The organism is Arthrobacter sp. G119Y2, from assembly GCF_038069765.1.
Classification (GTDB): Bacteria; Actinomycetota; Actinomycetes; order Actinomycetales; family Micrococcaceae; genus Arthrobacter_B.
Genome location: NZ_JBBPFS010000001.1, coordinates 684,142 through 700,376 on the forward strand (window position 1 = coordinate 684,142; position 16,235 = coordinate 700,376).

The 16,235-nt window shown below is 63.6% G+C and carries 14 protein-coding genes; 8 read left to right on the forward strand and 6 right to left on the reverse strand.

Annotated elements, in window-relative coordinates; translation table 11 throughout:
* Window positions 1–652: 652 nt before the first annotated feature.
* The 5 genes from arfA to WKB88_RS03265 all read right to left on the reverse strand — a co-directional run bounded on the left by arfA (window position 653) and on the right by WKB88_RS03265 (window position 6,817).
* Window positions 653–2,191 (reverse strand): arabinosylfuranosidase ArfA, encoded by a 1,539-nt coding sequence (arfA, locus tag WKB88_RS03245; protein ID WP_341393106.1) that lies wholly within the window; start codon window positions 2,189–2,191, stop codon window positions 653–655.
* Window positions 2,192–2,272: 81 nt separating this feature from the next.
* Entirely contained in the window at window positions 2,273–3,166 is an 894-nt protein-coding gene (locus WKB88_RS03250; RefSeq protein WP_341393107.1) for a carbohydrate ABC transporter permease, read from the reverse strand.
* A 1-nt stretch (window position 3,167) separates the two neighbouring features.
* A complete protein-coding gene (locus WKB88_RS03255) occupies window positions 3,168–4,109 on the reverse strand; it encodes a carbohydrate ABC transporter permease (RefSeq protein ID WP_341393108.1) in 942 nt (313 codons plus the stop codon).
* A gap of 47 nt (window positions 4,110–4,156) precedes the next feature.
* The gene (locus WKB88_RS03260; RefSeq protein ID WP_341393210.1) at window positions 4,157–5,437 is read right to left on the reverse strand and encodes an extracellular solute-binding protein; all 1,281 of its coding nucleotides are present in this window, start codon (window positions 5,435–5,437) and stop codon (window positions 4,157–4,159) included.
* Between the two features lie 333 nt (window positions 5,438–5,770).
* On the reverse strand, window positions 5,771–6,817 hold the full coding sequence (locus WKB88_RS03265; protein ID WP_341393109.1) for a LacI family DNA-binding transcriptional regulator: 1,047 nt from the start codon (window positions 6,815–6,817) through the stop codon (window positions 5,771–5,773).
* A 225-nt stretch (window positions 6,818–7,042) separates the two neighbouring features.
* Between WKB88_RS03265 and WKB88_RS03270 the strand changes: the two genes are divergently transcribed.
* Genes WKB88_RS03270 through WKB88_RS03300 form a run of 7 tightly spaced genes read left to right on the forward strand, consistent with a single transcriptional unit; the run spans window position 7,043 to window position 14,312 of the window.
* Entirely contained in the window at window positions 7,043–8,368 is a 1,326-nt protein-coding gene (locus tag WKB88_RS03270; protein WP_341393110.1) for an ABC transporter substrate-binding protein, read from the forward strand.
* Window positions 8,365–9,312 (forward strand): carbohydrate ABC transporter permease, encoded by a 948-nt coding sequence (locus tag WKB88_RS03275; RefSeq protein WP_341393111.1) that lies wholly within the window; start codon window positions 8,365–8,367, stop codon window positions 9,310–9,312. Before WKB88_RS03270 ends, WKB88_RS03275 begins: the two co-directional genes overlap by 4 nt.
* A gap of 1 nt (window position 9,313) precedes the next feature.
* The gene (locus WKB88_RS03280) at window positions 9,314–10,207 is read left to right on the forward strand and encodes a carbohydrate ABC transporter permease (protein WP_341393112.1); all 894 of its coding nucleotides are present in this window, start codon (window positions 9,314–9,316) and stop codon (window positions 10,205–10,207) included.
* 30 nt (window positions 10,208–10,237) lie between these two features.
* Window positions 10,238–11,482, forward strand: a complete 1,245-nt coding sequence (locus tag WKB88_RS03285; RefSeq protein WP_341393113.1) for a Gfo/Idh/MocA family protein — start codon at window positions 10,238–10,240, stop codon at window positions 11,480–11,482.
* Entirely contained in the window at window positions 11,479–12,483 is a 1,005-nt protein-coding gene (locus tag WKB88_RS03290; protein ID WP_341393114.1) for a sugar phosphate isomerase/epimerase family protein, read from the forward strand. The genes WKB88_RS03285 and WKB88_RS03290 overlap by 4 nt, the downstream gene beginning before the upstream one ends.
* Window positions 12,484–12,492: 9 nt before the next feature.
* Window positions 12,493–13,191 carry a ThuA domain-containing protein gene (locus WKB88_RS03295; protein ID WP_341393115.1) on the forward strand — a complete coding sequence of 233 codons (699 nt, stop codon included), beginning with the start codon at window positions 12,493–12,495 and terminating at the stop codon, window positions 13,189–13,191.
* 32 nt (window positions 13,192–13,223) lie between these two features.
* Window positions 13,224–14,312: a Gfo/Idh/MocA family protein gene (locus tag WKB88_RS03300; RefSeq protein ID WP_341393211.1), complete on the forward strand. Its 1,089-nt coding sequence runs from the start codon at window positions 13,224–13,226 to the stop codon at window positions 14,310–14,312.
* A gap of 252 nt (window positions 14,313–14,564) precedes the next feature.
* Here WKB88_RS03300 and WKB88_RS03305 read toward each other — a convergent pair whose 3' ends face one another.
* Window positions 14,565–15,008 carry a YciI family protein gene (locus tag WKB88_RS03305; protein WP_341393116.1) on the reverse strand — a complete coding sequence of 148 codons (444 nt, stop codon included), beginning with the start codon at window positions 15,006–15,008 and terminating at the stop codon, window positions 14,565–14,567.
* A 173-nt stretch (window positions 15,009–15,181) separates the two neighbouring features.
* On the opposite strand from WKB88_RS03305, the gene WKB88_RS03310 reads away from it, so the two are divergent.
* Window positions 15,182–16,159, forward strand: coding sequence for a DUF2332 domain-containing protein (locus WKB88_RS03310; protein ID WP_341393117.1), 978 nt, complete (start codon window positions 15,182–15,184; stop codon window positions 16,157–16,159).
* The last annotated feature ends 76 nt before the right edge of the window (window positions 16,160–16,235 follow it).

Sequence of the window (16,235 nt, forward strand, 5' to 3'; positions counted from 1 at the left end):
CCTGAGTGGCGTCAGGTTGGGGGGAGGGCAAAGGACCTGGGGCTGCACGCTTCCCGTTTATAGAACACATGTTCGAAGGCTGCACAGTTCGACGCTTTGCCGATGGAATGCTCCGTTGGGCCCAGCATCATGATGGTGAACTTCCGGAAGGAGCCGAGCGCCGGGACTACATGCCCGAAACTGCCCCGCCTCAGCAGGGAACCTCGGGTGCACAAGACCTTTGGTGACGCTGTCTGTGGGGGGAAGCAGTGGGGGAACGCGGTGAGAGTATCGGTGGTCGGTGGGCGGGACCGTCGCGGGGGGGAGTGCCACGGGGGACCTACAACGGGGAACTTACGGCGGGGCTCCGCGCGAAGGGGGGCGCTTCTGTGCCCCGTTAGGCCATAACGGACCAACCTGCACCGGAAGTATCAGGGGAAGGCGCCGGCCACAGGGCAGCCGCAACGGAAACCACGGAACGGAAACCACAAGACATCGGGTTCCTCGAACACCCCGGCGCTCGCCGAACACCAGGCGCTTGCTGAACACCCGGCGCTCACCGAACACTCCGATGCTTGCCCGGCAGCAGCCGCAGGCCGGCACCGGCTCAGCGACACAACGTGGGCACCGGATTGCCCGGCGCTCGCCGGTGCCCACGCCCGCTCGGGGTTTCCTAGTTCTTGCTGACCTCAACTTCCACGACGGCCCAGGAGAGTGCGGGAAGGGTGAGCCGCAGCTCGCTGCCCACGGCCTTCACGTCCGACAGGGGAGTCAGCCCAACCTGCTCGCCGTCGGCCTGCGAGTTGATCGCAAAACGGTCCCTGCCCTCGGGAACCTGCAGGACCTCTGCGCGGATGATCCGGCCGGTGTCGAATCCGCCCAGGGAAACTTCCACATCCGCCGCTTCCTCCAGGCCGCGGTTGGCGAAGAAGAGTGCGAGCTTACCGGTTTCCTCGTCCCACGTGACGCTGACGTCCACGAGGTCGGCATCGCCGAAGCGGCTGGTGGCATATTTGTCCGACTCCACCGCCGTACGCATGATCTGCCCCTTGGCCAGGGCAGCCATGCGGGCAAAGGGATGGAAGATGGTCTGCCGCCAGGCGGGACCGTTCTCTTCTGCCATGATCGGGGCGATCACGTTTACCAGTTGGGCCTGGTTGGCAATAGTTACGCGGTCACCGTGGCGCAGCAGGGAATTCAGCAGGGTCCCGACGACGACGGCGTCGGTCACGTTGTATTTGTCCTCGATCACGCGGGGGTGCTCACGCCAGCCCGCGCGCGCCACGGCGGCCGGCTGATCCTCGGTGTTGAGTCCGCGCTGATACCAGACGTTCCATTCATCAAAGGACAGGTTGATGTGCTTTTTATGCTTCCCCCGGGCCCTGACGGCGTCGGCTGTGGCAACAACGGACTCAATGAAATAGTCCATGTCTACTGCGCTGGCCAGGAAGCTCTCGGCGTCGCCCTCTTCCTCCTGGTAGTAGGCATGCAGCGAAACGTAGTCCACCTCGTCGTAAGTATGGCCGAGCACGGTCTGCTCCCAGGCTCCGAAGGTGGGCATGGAGGAGCTGGAGCTGCCGCAGGCGACGAGTTCCAGGTCCGGATCCACATAACGCATGGCGCGGGCGGCTTCCTGGGCGAGGCGGCCATACTCGTCGGCCGTCTTGTGCCCGGTTTGCCACGGGCCGTCCAGTTCGTTGCCCAGGCACCACAGCTTGATGTCGAACGGCTCCTTGTGCCCGTTTTTGGCCCTGAGGTCCGAGAGATAGGTGCCCCCGGGGTGGTTGGCGTACTCCACCAGTTCCCGGGCAGCGTCAACGCCGCGCGTTCCCAGGTTGATTGCTTCCATGATTTCGACCCCGGCCTTGCGGGACCAGTCCACGAATTCATGCAGGCCAAAGGCGTTGGTTTCCACGGTGTGCCAGGCGCCGTCGAGCCGGGTGGGACGCTGTTCAACCGGCCCGACACCGTCCTCCCAGTTGTAGCCGGAGACAAAGTTTCCGCCGGGATAGCGCACAACCGTGGCGCCGAGTTCCCGGACCAGGCCCAAGACGTCCAGGCGGTAGCCCTGCTCATCGGCTTCCGGGTGGCCCGGTTCGTAGATTCCGGTGTAGACACAGCGGCCCATATGCTCCACGAAGGAGCCAAACAGACGGCGGGGAACCTCTCCGATGGTGAAGTTGCGGTCAATGCTGATCTTGGCGCGGGACATATGTAATTGCTCCTTGACGTGGTGGTGCGGGTAAAAGGGTCGTGCGGGTGCGGGTGGTGCGGCTCGAAAGGGACGGAATAATCAGGTGCCGGCCAGGCCGGTGGTGGAAATACCCTTGATGATCTGCCGCTGGAAGAAAAGGAAAACGATGATCAGCGGCAGGGCAGCCAGCAGGGCTGAGGCCATGTTTTGCGCGTACTGGATGCCGTAGGCGCTCTTGATGGTTTGCAGCCCCACCGGAAGCGTGAGCAGCGAAGGGTCGTTGGTCGCAATGAACGGCCACAGGAAGTTGTTCCACGCACCGATGAAGACAAAGATCGCCACGGCGGACAGGATCGGGCGGGAGAGCGGAAGGACAATCTGCAGGAACACCCGCATCCTCCCGGCGCCGTCCATGATGGCGGCTTCTTCGAGTTCACGCGGAATCTGGTCGAAGAACTTCTTGAGGATAAATACCATGGCCGGAGCAATCACCTGCGGAAGGATGATCGCCCAGTAGGTGTCAATCAGGTGCATGGAAAGCAGCTGGTAGAACAGCGGGATGATCAGCACGGGCGGCGGAATGATGATGGAGGCGATGATCACGGACATGAGGATCCGCTTGCCCTTGAAGTCAATCCGGGACAGGGCGTAGGCGCACAGCGCCGAGATCACCAGGGTGATGACGGTGATGGCTGCCGAGGTGATCAGCGAATTCCAGGTCCAGAGCGGAATGTTTCCTTCGCCCAGCACCTTGGTGAAGGCGTCCAGCGTGAAACCTGATTCAGGGAACCAGGTGAGCGGAGTTGCTGCCGCCTCGGTCTCGGGCTTGAATGCCGTGACCGCCGCCCAGGCATAGGGCAGCAGCCAGATAACGGCCAGGACGGAGACAACCGCGGTTCCCGCGATGCGTGCAGGGGTTGCAGCGCGCTTGCGGTTCTGCCGCGGGGCCGAAGGTACCGGTGCCGGAGGTCGGATAAGTGCCGGTGCTGCCATGTCAGAGGCTCCTTCGCCGGTTGATGAAGAACTGCCCGCACGAGACCACGATGATCAGGGCGAAGAACACGTAGGAGATTGCGGCGGAGTATCCGAACCGGTACCCGGTGAACCCGGTTTCAAAGATGTACTGCACGATGGTCCGGGTGGTACCCGCGGGTCCGCCTTGGGTCATCTGGTACACCTGGTCGAAGATTTTCAGGGACGCCAGCACCTGGAGGATGACAATGAGGACGGTGGTCGGTCCCAGCTGGGGGAGCGTAATCGAGAAGAACTGCCGCCAGCCGCCTGCTCCGTCCAGTGACGCCGCCTCGTAGTGCTGCTGTGGAATGTTCTGCATGGCTGCCAGATAGAGCAGGAAGTTGAAGCCCACGGTCCACCAGACGGTGGCAATGACAATGGCCCACATGGCAACCTTGGGGTCGTTGAGCCAGGCGACCGGCGGAATCCCCACCTTCGAGAGGATGTCGTTGATCAGGCCGAGCTGCGGGTTGTACATCCAGGTGAAGAACAGGGACACCACGGTGGAGGCAAGCAGATAAGGGGAGAAGAAAGCCAGCCGCCACAGCCACTGTGCCGGCAGCCCCATGTTCACCAGGGCTGCCATGGCCAGGGCAATGACCACCAGCGGAACGGTGCTGATGACGGTGAAGTACAGGGTGTTTCCGAGCGACTGCCAAAGGTCCGGGTCCTGGAACGCCTCGGTGTAGTTCGCGAAACCGATCAGTTCGTTGTTGGCACCGGTGAGGGACTTGCCGGTCAGGCTCATGTAGAAGCCGTAGACAATTGGCCAGACCAGGAACAGGGCGAAGAAGGCCAGGAACGGGGCACTGAATCCCCAGCCCTGCAGGTTGTCCCGGCGAGACTTGCGCAGGGTGTTGGGCGCGGCAGCTGATTGCCCGGCGGTGCTGCCGGCACCCCGTGAAGCGGTTGCGGTACTCATGAAGGACTCCTTTGTCACTTTCAGCAGAAGACGTTGCAGGTCCGGCCTTATACGGGGTTGGGCTTGGCCAGGAGGATATTGAGCCGTTCGACGAAGGAGTCCCAGCCGGTTTTCGGTTGGTCCCGGCCGAGAAAGACATTCTGGACGCTGTTCGCGAAGAAGGTCTGGAAGTCCGACCCCGAGCCGGAGAAATAGGCCCGGGGATCGTAGTTGATGATGTCCGCTGCAGCTGCGTAGTTGGCCTGCGGAGAAAGGGCTGCGTAGTCGGCTGACGTGATGATGGGCTGGTAGGAGGGAATGTGCCCCGCCTCAGCCCAGGCAGAGGATCCCTTCAGCACATCAGCCACAAACTTGTAGGAGTCCCGCCGCAGGCCGTCGTCGAGGTTCAGCTGGTGCGGCAGCACAAAGGCGTGGGAGTCGGCGTAGGCTGCCGGCGTGCCGAACAACGTGGGTATGGGGGAGGCCCCGAGGGGAATGTTGGCGTTCTTCATGGTGGGCAGTTCCCACACCCCGCTGAACAGCATGCCGGAATCACCGCCGGCAAATTCTGCAATGGCCGTGTTGATGTCCCCGCTGCGGGTGGTGATCGAATCATCGAGCAGCGATCGGATGAATTCCAGGCAGGAGATGGCGACGTCGCGGTCCACCACGGCGCTCTCGCCCTGGTTCAGGACCATTTCAGCGCCGTGCTGCCGGTAGAAGGTGTAGAAGAGTCTCCACATCTGCGCACCGTCGCCCAGGTAGCCGTAGGACAGCCCGTGCCTGCCCGTGACTTTCTGCATTTCCAGGGCCACATCGCGAAACTGTTCAGGGGAGCTGACAGCGATCAGCTGCTGGTCGCTGCCCAGCACCCCGGCCTCCGCGGCAATCTCCGTGTTGTACATCATGATGAAGGGGTGTGAGTCCAGAGCGATGCTGAAGACCTTGCCGTCAATTTTGCTGTTCTCCCAGATGCGCGGGGCAAAGTCTGCCTCCGTCACACCGTTTTCCGCCAGCAGGTCCAGGTCCCATTCATCCAGCAGGCCGCCGGGGGCGTAGCCCACAACGCGGCTGGCGTGCATGATGGCAAGTTCCGGCGGCCGCCCTCCGGCCGATGCCATGGAGAGTTTGGTGTAGTAGGGGGCGCCCCAGGCCAGGACGGTCGGGGTGACGGTGAAGCCCTCGTTCTGTGCATTGGCGGCGTCGATCATTCCCTGCATCTTGATGCCGTCGCCGCCGGAGAGGAGATGCCAGAAGCGCAGGTCCTGCGCGGCACCGGCCGCAGGAGCCTGGCATCCGGAGAGCGAAGCCGCCGTGAGCGCACCTCCAAACAGCGCACCGGTACCCATCAACAGTTGCCGGCGGTTAAGCGCCGGCCCGGCGCCTGACAGTGGTATTTTCACGCGTCACTCCTTTGTGCACGTCGGATGCAATTTTCCGGTCCACTCCGGAAGGAGTATTCCGCTGGCCCGAGCCTAGACCCCGCACAACACCGCGGCAAGGAAAATTGTTAGCGCTAACCATTTGTTACTTCGCTGTCACCACGTTCACATCCGCGGAGAAATTCACACCGGCGCAGGAAAGGTTTCCTCGGAGTGGATATCGCCGAACCCGGACAGCGAAGTAACACTTCCGGAAGACCTGGGTCCGGCGTCCCCGAATCCCGGGACCAGGCGGGAAAGTCAGGAGGCGGAAGCCGGGGGAGCGGTGGAATCGCGCACGACGAGTGCGGTGGCGAACTCAACGTGAAGGGATTCCAGCTGTTCGCCGTTGGCCAGGCGCAGGACGCTGCGCAGCGCCGAACGCCCCATTTCCTGCAGCGGCTGGCTGACCGACGTCAGCCGTGGCACCGACTGCTCGGCAAGGTCCGTTCCGTCAAACCCCACCAGGCTCAAATCATCCGGAACGCGAAGGCCCCGGCGGCGCGCCTCGTCCAGCACACCGAGCGCCGTCAGGTCACTGGCCGCAAAAATGGCCGTGGGCGGCTCAGCCAGAGACAGCAGCGCGGACGCACCCCGGACTCCGGACGGGAGGTTGAAGTTGCCGCTGCGGATGTACTCATTGCGGATGTCGATGCCGTTGGCCCGCAGCGCGGCCAGATAGCCGTGGAGCCGGGCCATGCTGCACTCGGCGGCATCAGGGCCGCCGATAAAACCGATCCGCCGGTGGCCGAGTTCGATCAGGTGCTCCACGGCGGCCTTGCCGCCGGCCCAGTTGGTGGCGCCGATGCTGACGAACCCCGACGGCGGCGGGTTCAGCGGATCAATAACGACTACGGGGATGTTGCGCCGGGCAAATGCTTCGAGCTGATCGGTGGTCACTTCCGAGGTTACGAGAATCAGCCCCCGCCTTCCCGAGTCGGCAAGCCGGGAGGACCATTCCAGGTGGTTGGTGCTCTTGAGTTTTCCCGGGGTGACAGTACTGAGCACCACCTCGACGTTTTCAGTGGAGGCACAGTTGGTGATGCCCATGAGGATCGCCAGCGAGTACGAGGTGTTCAAACCGTCAAAGACCAGGTCAACCAGGGCCGGTGCGCTGGTGCGGAGCCTGCGCTGGACGGGGGACTCATATCCCAGCCGGGCGAGGGCAAGCTGTACCCGCCCGCGGGTTGACTCGGCGACGTCGTCGCGCCCGTTGATGACTTTGGAAACCGTCGGAACGGAGACCCCGGCAAGCTCGGCGACGCTGGCTAGCGTGGGTTTGACCTTTTGGCCCGGATTCACTGCCACGCTCCTTTGCGAAAATATTTCGATTTCTGAAGTGTGCCGGATACCTGCGCCGCTGGTCAAGGGTGCGGCAATAGAGTAAGAAAAACACTTGACGAGTGATGCAACTCACAGTACTTTTCATTGCAGCACCGAAGTTATTTCGAAAACTTTCGAAACTTTCCCTGCCCCGGATGGGCGAGCGAATCCCTCGCCGCAGCAATGCGGCTCTTTTCAATGGAGATAAGAATGGAAAAGAAGTCTACTTCCCGTCGGTCGTTCCTCTCATTGGCGGTGCTTGCACCCGTTGCCGCCTACACCCTGACTGCCTGCGGCTCGTCGGGTCCGGGGGACACATCGGCCGGGGGAGCCAGCATCTGGGCCCTGAGCGGCCAGCCGGACGAGGGTATCCGGCAGGACACCATAGACGCCTTCAACGAGGCCAACTCGGACATGCAGATCAAGCCGACCTTCTTCCAGAACGACGCGTACAAGACGAAGATCAAGACGGCCATCGGCGCCGGCCAGGCGCCGACCATCATCTACGGCTGGGGCGGCGGAACGCTGCGCACCTATGCCGAGGCCGGGCAGGTTGATGACCTGACCTCGTGGTTCGAGGAAAACTCCGATGTGAAGGACCGCCTGCTGGAGTCGACGTTCGGCGCGGCAACCGTTGACGGCAAGATCTACGCGATCCCCACGCAGACCGTGACGCCGATTATCTTCTACTACAACAAGGAGCTCTTCGACCAGGCCGGTGCCGAACCGCCCGCAACCTGGGACGACCTGATGGCCCTGACAAAAACCTTCAACGACATGGGCGTAGCTCCGCTGTCCCTGGGCGGACAGTCCCGCTGGACCTCCATGATGTGGCTCGAATACCTCTACGACCGGGTGGGCGGCCCCGAGGTCTTTACAGCCATCTACAACGGCGAGCCCGATTCCTGGTCGCAGCCTGCTGCACTCCAGGCCAACACCATGATCCAGGACCTCGTCAAGGCCGACGGCTTCATCAAGGGGTTCACCTCCATCACCGCCGACAGCAATGCGGACCAGGCCCTGCTGTACACCAACAAGGCTGCCATGATGCTTCACGGCGGCTGGACCTACGCCGGTATGAAGAACGACGGCGCCGGCTTTGTCGAGGACGGCAAGCTCGGCTGGATCAACTTTCCCACCGTCGACGGGGGAGCCGGCGATCCGGCCAACACCGTGGGAAACCCCGCCGGCTACCAGTCCATCTCTTCGAAGGCATCCGACTCCGAAAAGGAAGCGGCCAAGAAATTCTTCAAGGACGGCCTGCTCACCGACGAGGAAATTGACGCCTACATCAAGTCCGGATCGGTTCCGATCGTCACGGGCATCGAAGACAAGCTGGCGCAGTCCGCAGACAAGGACTTCCTGAGCTTCCAGTACGAGATGACCAAGAACGCACCGAACTTCCAGCAGTCGTGGGACCAGGCCCTGAGCCCCACCGCGGCCGAAGCGCTCCTGAGCAACATCGACCAGTTGTTCCTGCTGTCCATTACGCCTGAGCAGTTCGCGTCCAATATGAATGCGACGCTGGGCAAATGATCGCAGCCGTCCCGCCGGCCGCGCTCCCCGCCGCGGCCGGCGGTACCAAATCCCCGGGGCAGAGTTCCAGCCGCGGCAAGACCGGAAGCCTCTGGTGGCTGGTCATTCCCGCACTGTTCTTCTTTGTGGTCTTCGCCGTTGTTCCCCTGGTCGGCGTGTTTGTCCTGAGTTTTGCGAACTGGGACGGCATCGGCGCCATCTCGCTGGCCGGCGTCGGCAACTGGCTCTCGGTGCTGGGCGATCCCGTGATGCACAACGCCCTGAGGCTGACGTTCCTCATCATGATCGTCTCGTGGCTGGTTCAGACGCCGCTCAGTATCCTGCTGGGCGTCTTTACCGCCGGAAGCCAGCGGTACCGGGCCCTCCTCGCTGTCCTGTACTTCCTGCCGCTGCTGCTGTCTTCGGCCGCCATCGCCATTGCCTTTAAGGCACTGCTGGATCCGAACTTCGGACTGGCCGAGGGCCTGAACCTGCCCGCCCTTGCCCAGGACTGGCTGGGACACCCCCAGCTGGTGCTCTTTGTGGTGATCTTCGTCATCGCCTGGCAGTTCGTGCCTTTCCACACATTGATCTACCAAGGCGGCGTGCGGCAGATACCGAAGTCCCTCTACGAGGCAGCGGAGATCGACGGCGCCGGCAAGGTCAAGCAGTTTTTCCACATCACCCTTCCCCAGCTGAAGTACACGATCATCACCTCCTCCACCCTGATGGTGGTCGGATCCCTGACCTACTTCGACCTCATCTTCGTACTGACCGCCGGCGGCCCGGGCAACTCAACCCGCATCCTGGCCCTGGACATGTACCTCACCGGCTTCCGTGCCAACCTCATGGGTCCGGCCAGCGTCCTCGCCGTGATCCTGGTCCTGATCGGACTGGCCCTGGCACTGGCCCTGCAGCGTCTGGGCGGCAAGGGCTCCAGCAGCAGCCAACTGGAAGGCATGTGACATGACTGCAACAGCAACCAAGAGGACGGATCCTCCCGCCGCATCTGCCGCAGGGACACGCTCACGCCGGGGACAGCGGTGGAAGAAGCTGAACTACGCCGGCGGACTCGCAGGGTGGATCTGGCTCGCCATTATCATCATCCCGGTCTACTACGTGGTGATCACCAGCCTGAAAACCTCGGCCGGTTACTTCTCCCAGAACCCCCTCGCCATTCCCGCTTCTCCCACCCTGGAGAACTACCGGATGGTGCTCGAGGCGGACTTCGCCAAGTACTTCATGAACAGCGCGATCATCACCCTCGGCACCGTCATTCCCGCCGTGGCGATATCTTTCATGGCTTCCTTTGCCATCGTGCGCGGCAACAGCCGTTTTTTGAGGTTCTCCAACGGGTTGTTCCTGCTGGGCCTGGCCATCCCGCTGCAGGCCACGATCATCCCGATTTACCTGATGATCATCCGCCTGAACCTCTACGACAGCCTCCTGGCACTGGTCCTTCCCTCCATTGCCTTCTCCATCCCTCTCACCGTCCTGATCCTGTCGAACTTCATCCGCGACGTGCCGAATGAATTGTTCGAGTCGATGCGCCTGGACGGCTGCAGCGAGTGGCAGACTATGTGGCGGCTGGCACTTCCGCTGACCAAACCCGCCATCGTCACGGTCGGCATCTACAACGCACTTGGCGTCTGGAACGGCTTCCTGCTGCCGCTGATCCTCACGCAGAGCCCGGACCTGCGCGTCCTGCCCCTGGCGCTGTGGACCTTCCAGGGCCAGTACAGCGTCAACATTCCGGCGGTCCTGGCCTCGGTGGTCCTGACCACCCTGCCGATCCTCGTGCTGTACATCATCGGCCGCCGGCAGCTGCTCAGCGGACTTACCGCCGGATTCAGCAAATAGCACCAGGCTTTACCAATGAAAGGAATTTCAATGCCGCAGGCAGAAACCACCCCGCTTCGGATCGGGATGGTCGGGTACGCCTTTATGGGCGCCGCCCATTCACACGCATGGCGCAGCGCCCACAGGTTTTTCGACCTTCCGCTGACCCCCGAGCTGACGGCTCTTGCCGGCCGCAACGCCGCGGCAGTGGGGGAGGCGGCCCGGAAGATGGGATGGTCCTCCACCGAGACGGACTGGCGGGCACTGATCGAACGCGACGACATAGATCTCATTGACATCTGCTCGCCCGGCAATACCCACGCCGAAATTGCCATCGCCGCGCTGCGCGCTGGAAAACACGTCCTCTGCGAAAAACCGCTGGCCAACACTGTTGCCGAAGCCGAAGAAATGGCGGAGGCAGCCCACGAGGCGGCACGGAACGGAGTGTTTGCCATGTGCGGGTACTCCTACCGCCGCACGCCCGCGCTGGCGCTGGCCAAACGGATGGTCGACGACGGCCGGCTGGGCAAGATCCGCCAGGTGCGTGCCCAGTACCTGCAGGACTGGCTCTCGGACGAGAACGCGCCGATGACCTGGCGTCTTGACCGCAGCATCTCCGGATCCGGCGCCCTGGGAGATATTGGCGCCCACATCATTGATGCAGCTCAATTCGTCACCGGACAGCAGATCACCGGCGTCTCCGCCCTGCTCGAAACCTTCACCCGACGCCGTCCGGTCGGCGGGGATTTTGTCGGCCTCGGCGGCCATGGGGACACCGGAACGGACCAGGAAATGGGCGATGTGACCGTGGACGACGCTGCCATCTTCAGTGCCCGGTTCGACGGCGGACCAATCGGCGTCTTCGAAGCCACCCGTGCCGCACTGGGCCGCAAAAACGCGATGCGGCTGGAAGTGAACGGAACCCGTGGCTCCCTCGCCTTCGACTTCGAAGACATGAACTTCCTGCAGTTCTACGACGCCGCCGACCGCAGCGGCGAGCAGGGATTCCACCGGATTATGGTCACCGAACCCGAGCACCCCTACACGGGCAATTGGTGGCCCACCGGGCACGGGCTGGGTTATGAGCACGGATTTACGCACCAGGTCGTGGACCTTGTCACGGCACTGGCGGCCGGAAGCCAGCCCACGCCGTCGTTCGCCGACGCCCTTCAGGTGCAGCGTGTCCTCGGTGCCGTCGAGGAGAGCGCAGCAGACGAGAGCCGCTGGACGCCCGTCGACACGGGCCCGGCCCCGGCAGCAAGAGCATTCACAACCGCAGCAGAGGAGATTCGATGACCCGCCCAATTACGTTGTTCACCGGCCAGTGGGCCGACCTTCCCTTCGAAGAAGTCGCCCGGCTCGCCGGAGAGTGGGGCTACGACGGCCTGGAAATCGCCTGCTGGGGCGACCACTTGGATGTGTGGCGGGCGGTGGAGGACGACGAGTATCTGCAGGACCGGCTGGACATCCTCAAGCGCAACAACCTTTCGGTCTATGCGATTTCCAACCACCTTAACGGGCAGGCCGTCTGCGACGACCCCATTGATGAACGGCACCAGGGGATAGTCTCCACCCGGGTCTGGGGCGACGGCGATCCCGAGGGCGTCCGCACCCGTGCGGCCGAGGAGCTGAAAATGACCGCCCGCGCAGCGGCCCGGCTTGGCGTAAAAACCGTCACCGGTTTCACCGGCTCGGCTATCTGGAAGACGGTGGCCATGTTCCCGCCCGTTCCGGAGGGCATGATCGAACGCGGCTACCAGGATTTCGCCGACCGGTGGAACCCCATCATCGACGTCTTCGACGAAGTGGGGGTGCGTTTTGCACTTGAAGTCCACCCGTCCGAGATCGCCTACGACTACTGGACGGCGAAGCGCACCCTGGAAGCAATCGGTCACCGCGAAGGGTTCGGGCTGAACTTTGACCCCTCGCACTTCATCTGGCAGGACCTCGATCCGGCCGCTTTCCTGTACGACTTCCAGGACCGGATCTACCACGTCCATGTCAAGGAATCGGTCAAGCAGCTGGACGGCCGCAACGGCCGCCTCGGGTCGCACCTGCCGTGGGGCGATCCGCGCCGCGGCTGGGACTTTGTCACCGCCGGTCACGGCGATGTCCCGTGGGAGCGGATCTTCCGGATGCTGAACGCCATCGGCTACGACGGCCCCACCAGCGTCGAATGGGAAGACGCCGGCATGGACCGGCTGGTCGGCGGTCCCGGTGCCCTGGCACTGGTGAGATCGCTGGCACAAATTACTCCGCCGGACGCCGCCTTCGACTCAGCTTTTGCAACCAAGTAAAGGAACCCCATGAGCACCACACGCCAGGCACTCGTTGTCCGGGGCGGCTGGGACGGGCACCAGCCCGTCGAAGCCACCGATCTCTTCCTGCCTCATCTGCGGGCCAGCGGGTTTGACGTCCGGATCGAGGAATCACCCAAGGTCTACGCCGACGCAGATTACATGGCCGGCGTCGACCTGATCGTCCAGTGCAACACCATGAACACCATTGAGCGGGAGGAGTTCGAGGGCCTGCGGGCCGCCATCGAAGCCGGCACCGGAATGGCCGGCTGGCACGGCGGCATTGCGGATTCCTACCGCAACAATTCTGATTACCTGCACCTGATCGGCGGACAGTTCGCCTGCCACCCGGGCAAGCACCCCCAGGAGCGGATCGGTGATGCCTCGGATAACTTCATCGACTACACCGTAAATATGCTTCCGGCCGCTGCCGACCATCCCATTACCGCCGGAATCACCGACTTCAACCTGCGCACGGAACAGTACTGGGTGCTGGCTGACGACTACATAGACGTCCTGGCTACCACCACCCTTCCCGCGCGGGAATGGGACGCCTGGCAGCGCCCCGTCACCTGCCCTGCCGTGTGGACCCGTCAATGGGGGGAAGGGCGAATCTTCGTTGCCACGCCCGGGCACTCCGTGGACATCCTGCAGGATCCGAATGTCACCACCATCATCGAAAGGGGCATGCTGTGGGCGAGCCGCTGAAAACCGCACCTTCCGAAGTACTGCGCATCGGGATGGTGGGCTGCGGAAACATCAGCGCAGCCTACCTGGAGACGTTCCCCGGACTGGACGCGGTGACGCTTGCCGCCGTCGCGGATCTGGACATGGACCGGGCGCGTGCCGTGGCCGCCGCGTATCCCGGGGTTCGTGCCCTCACGGTGGACGAGCTCCTGGCCGACGACGGGGTTGACCTGGTCCTGAACCTCACCATCCCTGCCGCGCACGCCGAAATCGCGCTCAAGGCCCTCGCGGCCGGTAAGCATGTGTACGGCGAAAAGCCGCTGGCGGCCAGCACCGCGGAGGGGCAGACCATGCTGGCCGCGGCGGAAGCCGCGGGACTGGTTCTGGGGTCGGCACCGGATACCGTGCTGGGCACCGGCATCCAGACCGCCCGCAAAGCCATCGATGACGGGCTCATCGGCACACCCGTCTCCGCCACGGCCACCATGGTCACGCCGGGCCACGAGCGGTGGCATCCGAACCCCGACTTCTACTATGTCCCGGGCGGCGGACCGCTGCTGGACATGGGACCGTACTACGTCTCCGCCCTGGTCACGCTGCTCGGACCCGTTACGTCGGTGATCGGGGCGGCCAGCAGCACGCGCAGTACTCGGACCATCGGTTCCGGATCCCGTGCCGGCGAAGTAATCCCGGTCAGTACCCCCACCCATGTCACCGGCGTCCTGACCCACAAATCCGGCGCACTGTCGACGCTAGTGATGAGTTTTGATGCCGTTGCCACCCGCTCCGCGAACATCGAAATCCATGGTGAAACGGGCTCGCTGACGGTTCCCGACCCCAACCGGTTCGACGGCGACGTCCAACTCCGCGCGCTCGACGGCGAGGACTGGGAGACCCTGCCGGTATCCGCCGGCTACACCGGCGCCTCACGGGGGATCGGGCTGCAGGACCTTGCCCGGACCCCGGCAGGCGAGTTGCCGCGGGCCAGCGGAGAACTGGGGTTCCACGTACTGGAGGTCATGGAAGCGGTCCTAACGTCCGCTGAAGCCGGCCGCTCGGTGCAGGTTTCGAGCACCTGTGACCGTCCGCCCGCCGTCGGCCTTTCCCATACCGCAGAAGAGGAGGCCACCAGCCTGCAGTAGCCGCCCCTCCTCAGGCCTGGTGATGCTGCCCTACCGGGCTGGGGCACAGGCATGGCACTGCGTGATGGCTGCCCGGATCCCGTAGTTCCCCGGACCCGTCCGAGGGTATCTGCGCGGGCGAGGGCAGCCCCGCCGCGGACCGGAAGCGCACCGCCAGGTTGTGTCACGGCGTCAGGTTGTGTCACGGCGTCAGGTTGTGTCACGGCGTCAGGTTGTGTCACGGCACTGCTCCGAGACCCGGCACCGCAGCCGCTACGGGTTGTCCGCCCGGAACCCGCCTTCGGCATCGCGCCATCCCTCTTCTTTTTGGATGTATTCGTTGTCCACAAAATCGGCGAAGTCGCCGGCGTCCGTCACTCGGCGCACCTCCAGCTTCGACCCCGGTCCCAGCGGGCAGCGGACCGCCCACCCTGCAGCTTCCTCCTGCGAGGCCGCCTGGATGATCCAGAACCCGTTGAACAGCTCGTGGGTTTCTCCGTACGGGCCGTCGGTAATCAGGGGCGGCTCCTCCGCAAAATCGACCACGAAGCCGCTGTCGCGGGTGACGTCGGCCAGCCCCTCACCTGCCAGCAGCACCCCGGCGTTGATCATTGATTCGTTGTAGGCGCCCATTTGGTTGATCACCTCTTCCATGGGCATACCCTTGAAAGCTTCCTTGGCCTCATCGGTGGAACGCATGATGAACATGTACTGCATGGCCTGCTCCTTTGGTGGATGTGAGGACGCCCGGTGCGTCTTCTACTATCCCGCCGATCGGGGCGGCTGGATATCGACACCGGGATAAAAACTGGCGGAGCAGCCGCGGAAACAGTTCAGGGACAGGGAAGGATAGTCGGGGCAGCGGGAGGGCAGATGGCTACAGTGGAGCCATGACCCACGCCACAGCGGAGAGTTATCAGCGGTTTGCCCGCCTTGAAGCGCAGCCCACCTCACCGATCTACGCCGACTGGGCGGCGTCTGTCGCCGAAGACCACGAGGTGCTGGAACTCATCGCTTCGCTCCCGCGGGCCAAACGCCAGCCCAACCTGATATTCGCCGCAGCCCGCTCTGCCGGTGCACCCTTGGGTTCCTCCGCTGATTTTCTCCGCTGGCTTGCGGATAACTGGGGCAGGGTCGAAGCGATCGCCAGGTCGCGGATGACCCAGACGAATGAAGCCGGCAGGTGCGCGGTCCTCCTGCCGCTCCTCAGCCGGATCGAGGGGCCGGTGGCGCTGATAGAAGCGGGAGCATCAGCGGGGCTCTGCCTGTATCCGGACCGTTACAGCTACCGGTACCGGAGCGCGGCAGGGGAGTTCGTACTCCACCCAAAGGACGGTCCCGGCGCCGTCGAGCTGCCGTGCTTCCTGGAAAGCATGCCGCTGCCCTCACGGCTGCCGGAAGTTGTCTCGCGTGCCGGCATCGACCTGAATCCTCTGGACCTGCAGGACCGCGCAGATGCCCGGTGGCTCGAAACCCTCGTCTGGCCGGAACACGATGCCCGGCGGGAGCGCCTGCGCGCGGCTGCCGGCGTCGTTGCGGCAGATCCGCCCCGGCTGGTCCGCGGCGACATCGTGGACGAATTGCCGCGGCTGGTTGCCGAAGCCCCTGCGGACGCCGCCGTTGTCGTCTTTCACAGCGCCGTGCTGGTCTACCTCGAGCCGGAGCGCCGGCGGCAGTTCATCGATCTGGTGCGGTCCCTGGACGTCATCTGGATCAGCAATGAGGGGGAGCAGGTGCTTCCGGAAATCAGCACACTGCTTCCCTGCAGCGCCGGCGGCAGAACAGTGCTGGCGCAGAACGGCATTCCGTACGCCTTCACGGGTCCGCATGGTCAAAGCTGCGAAGGATTTCAGGCGTCCGCCGAATGAGATCAGCCCCATAAGACCGCCGGAAACAGGTTCACCGGGCGTGGGTTCACCTAAGTACACTGTGTACACAAGAGTT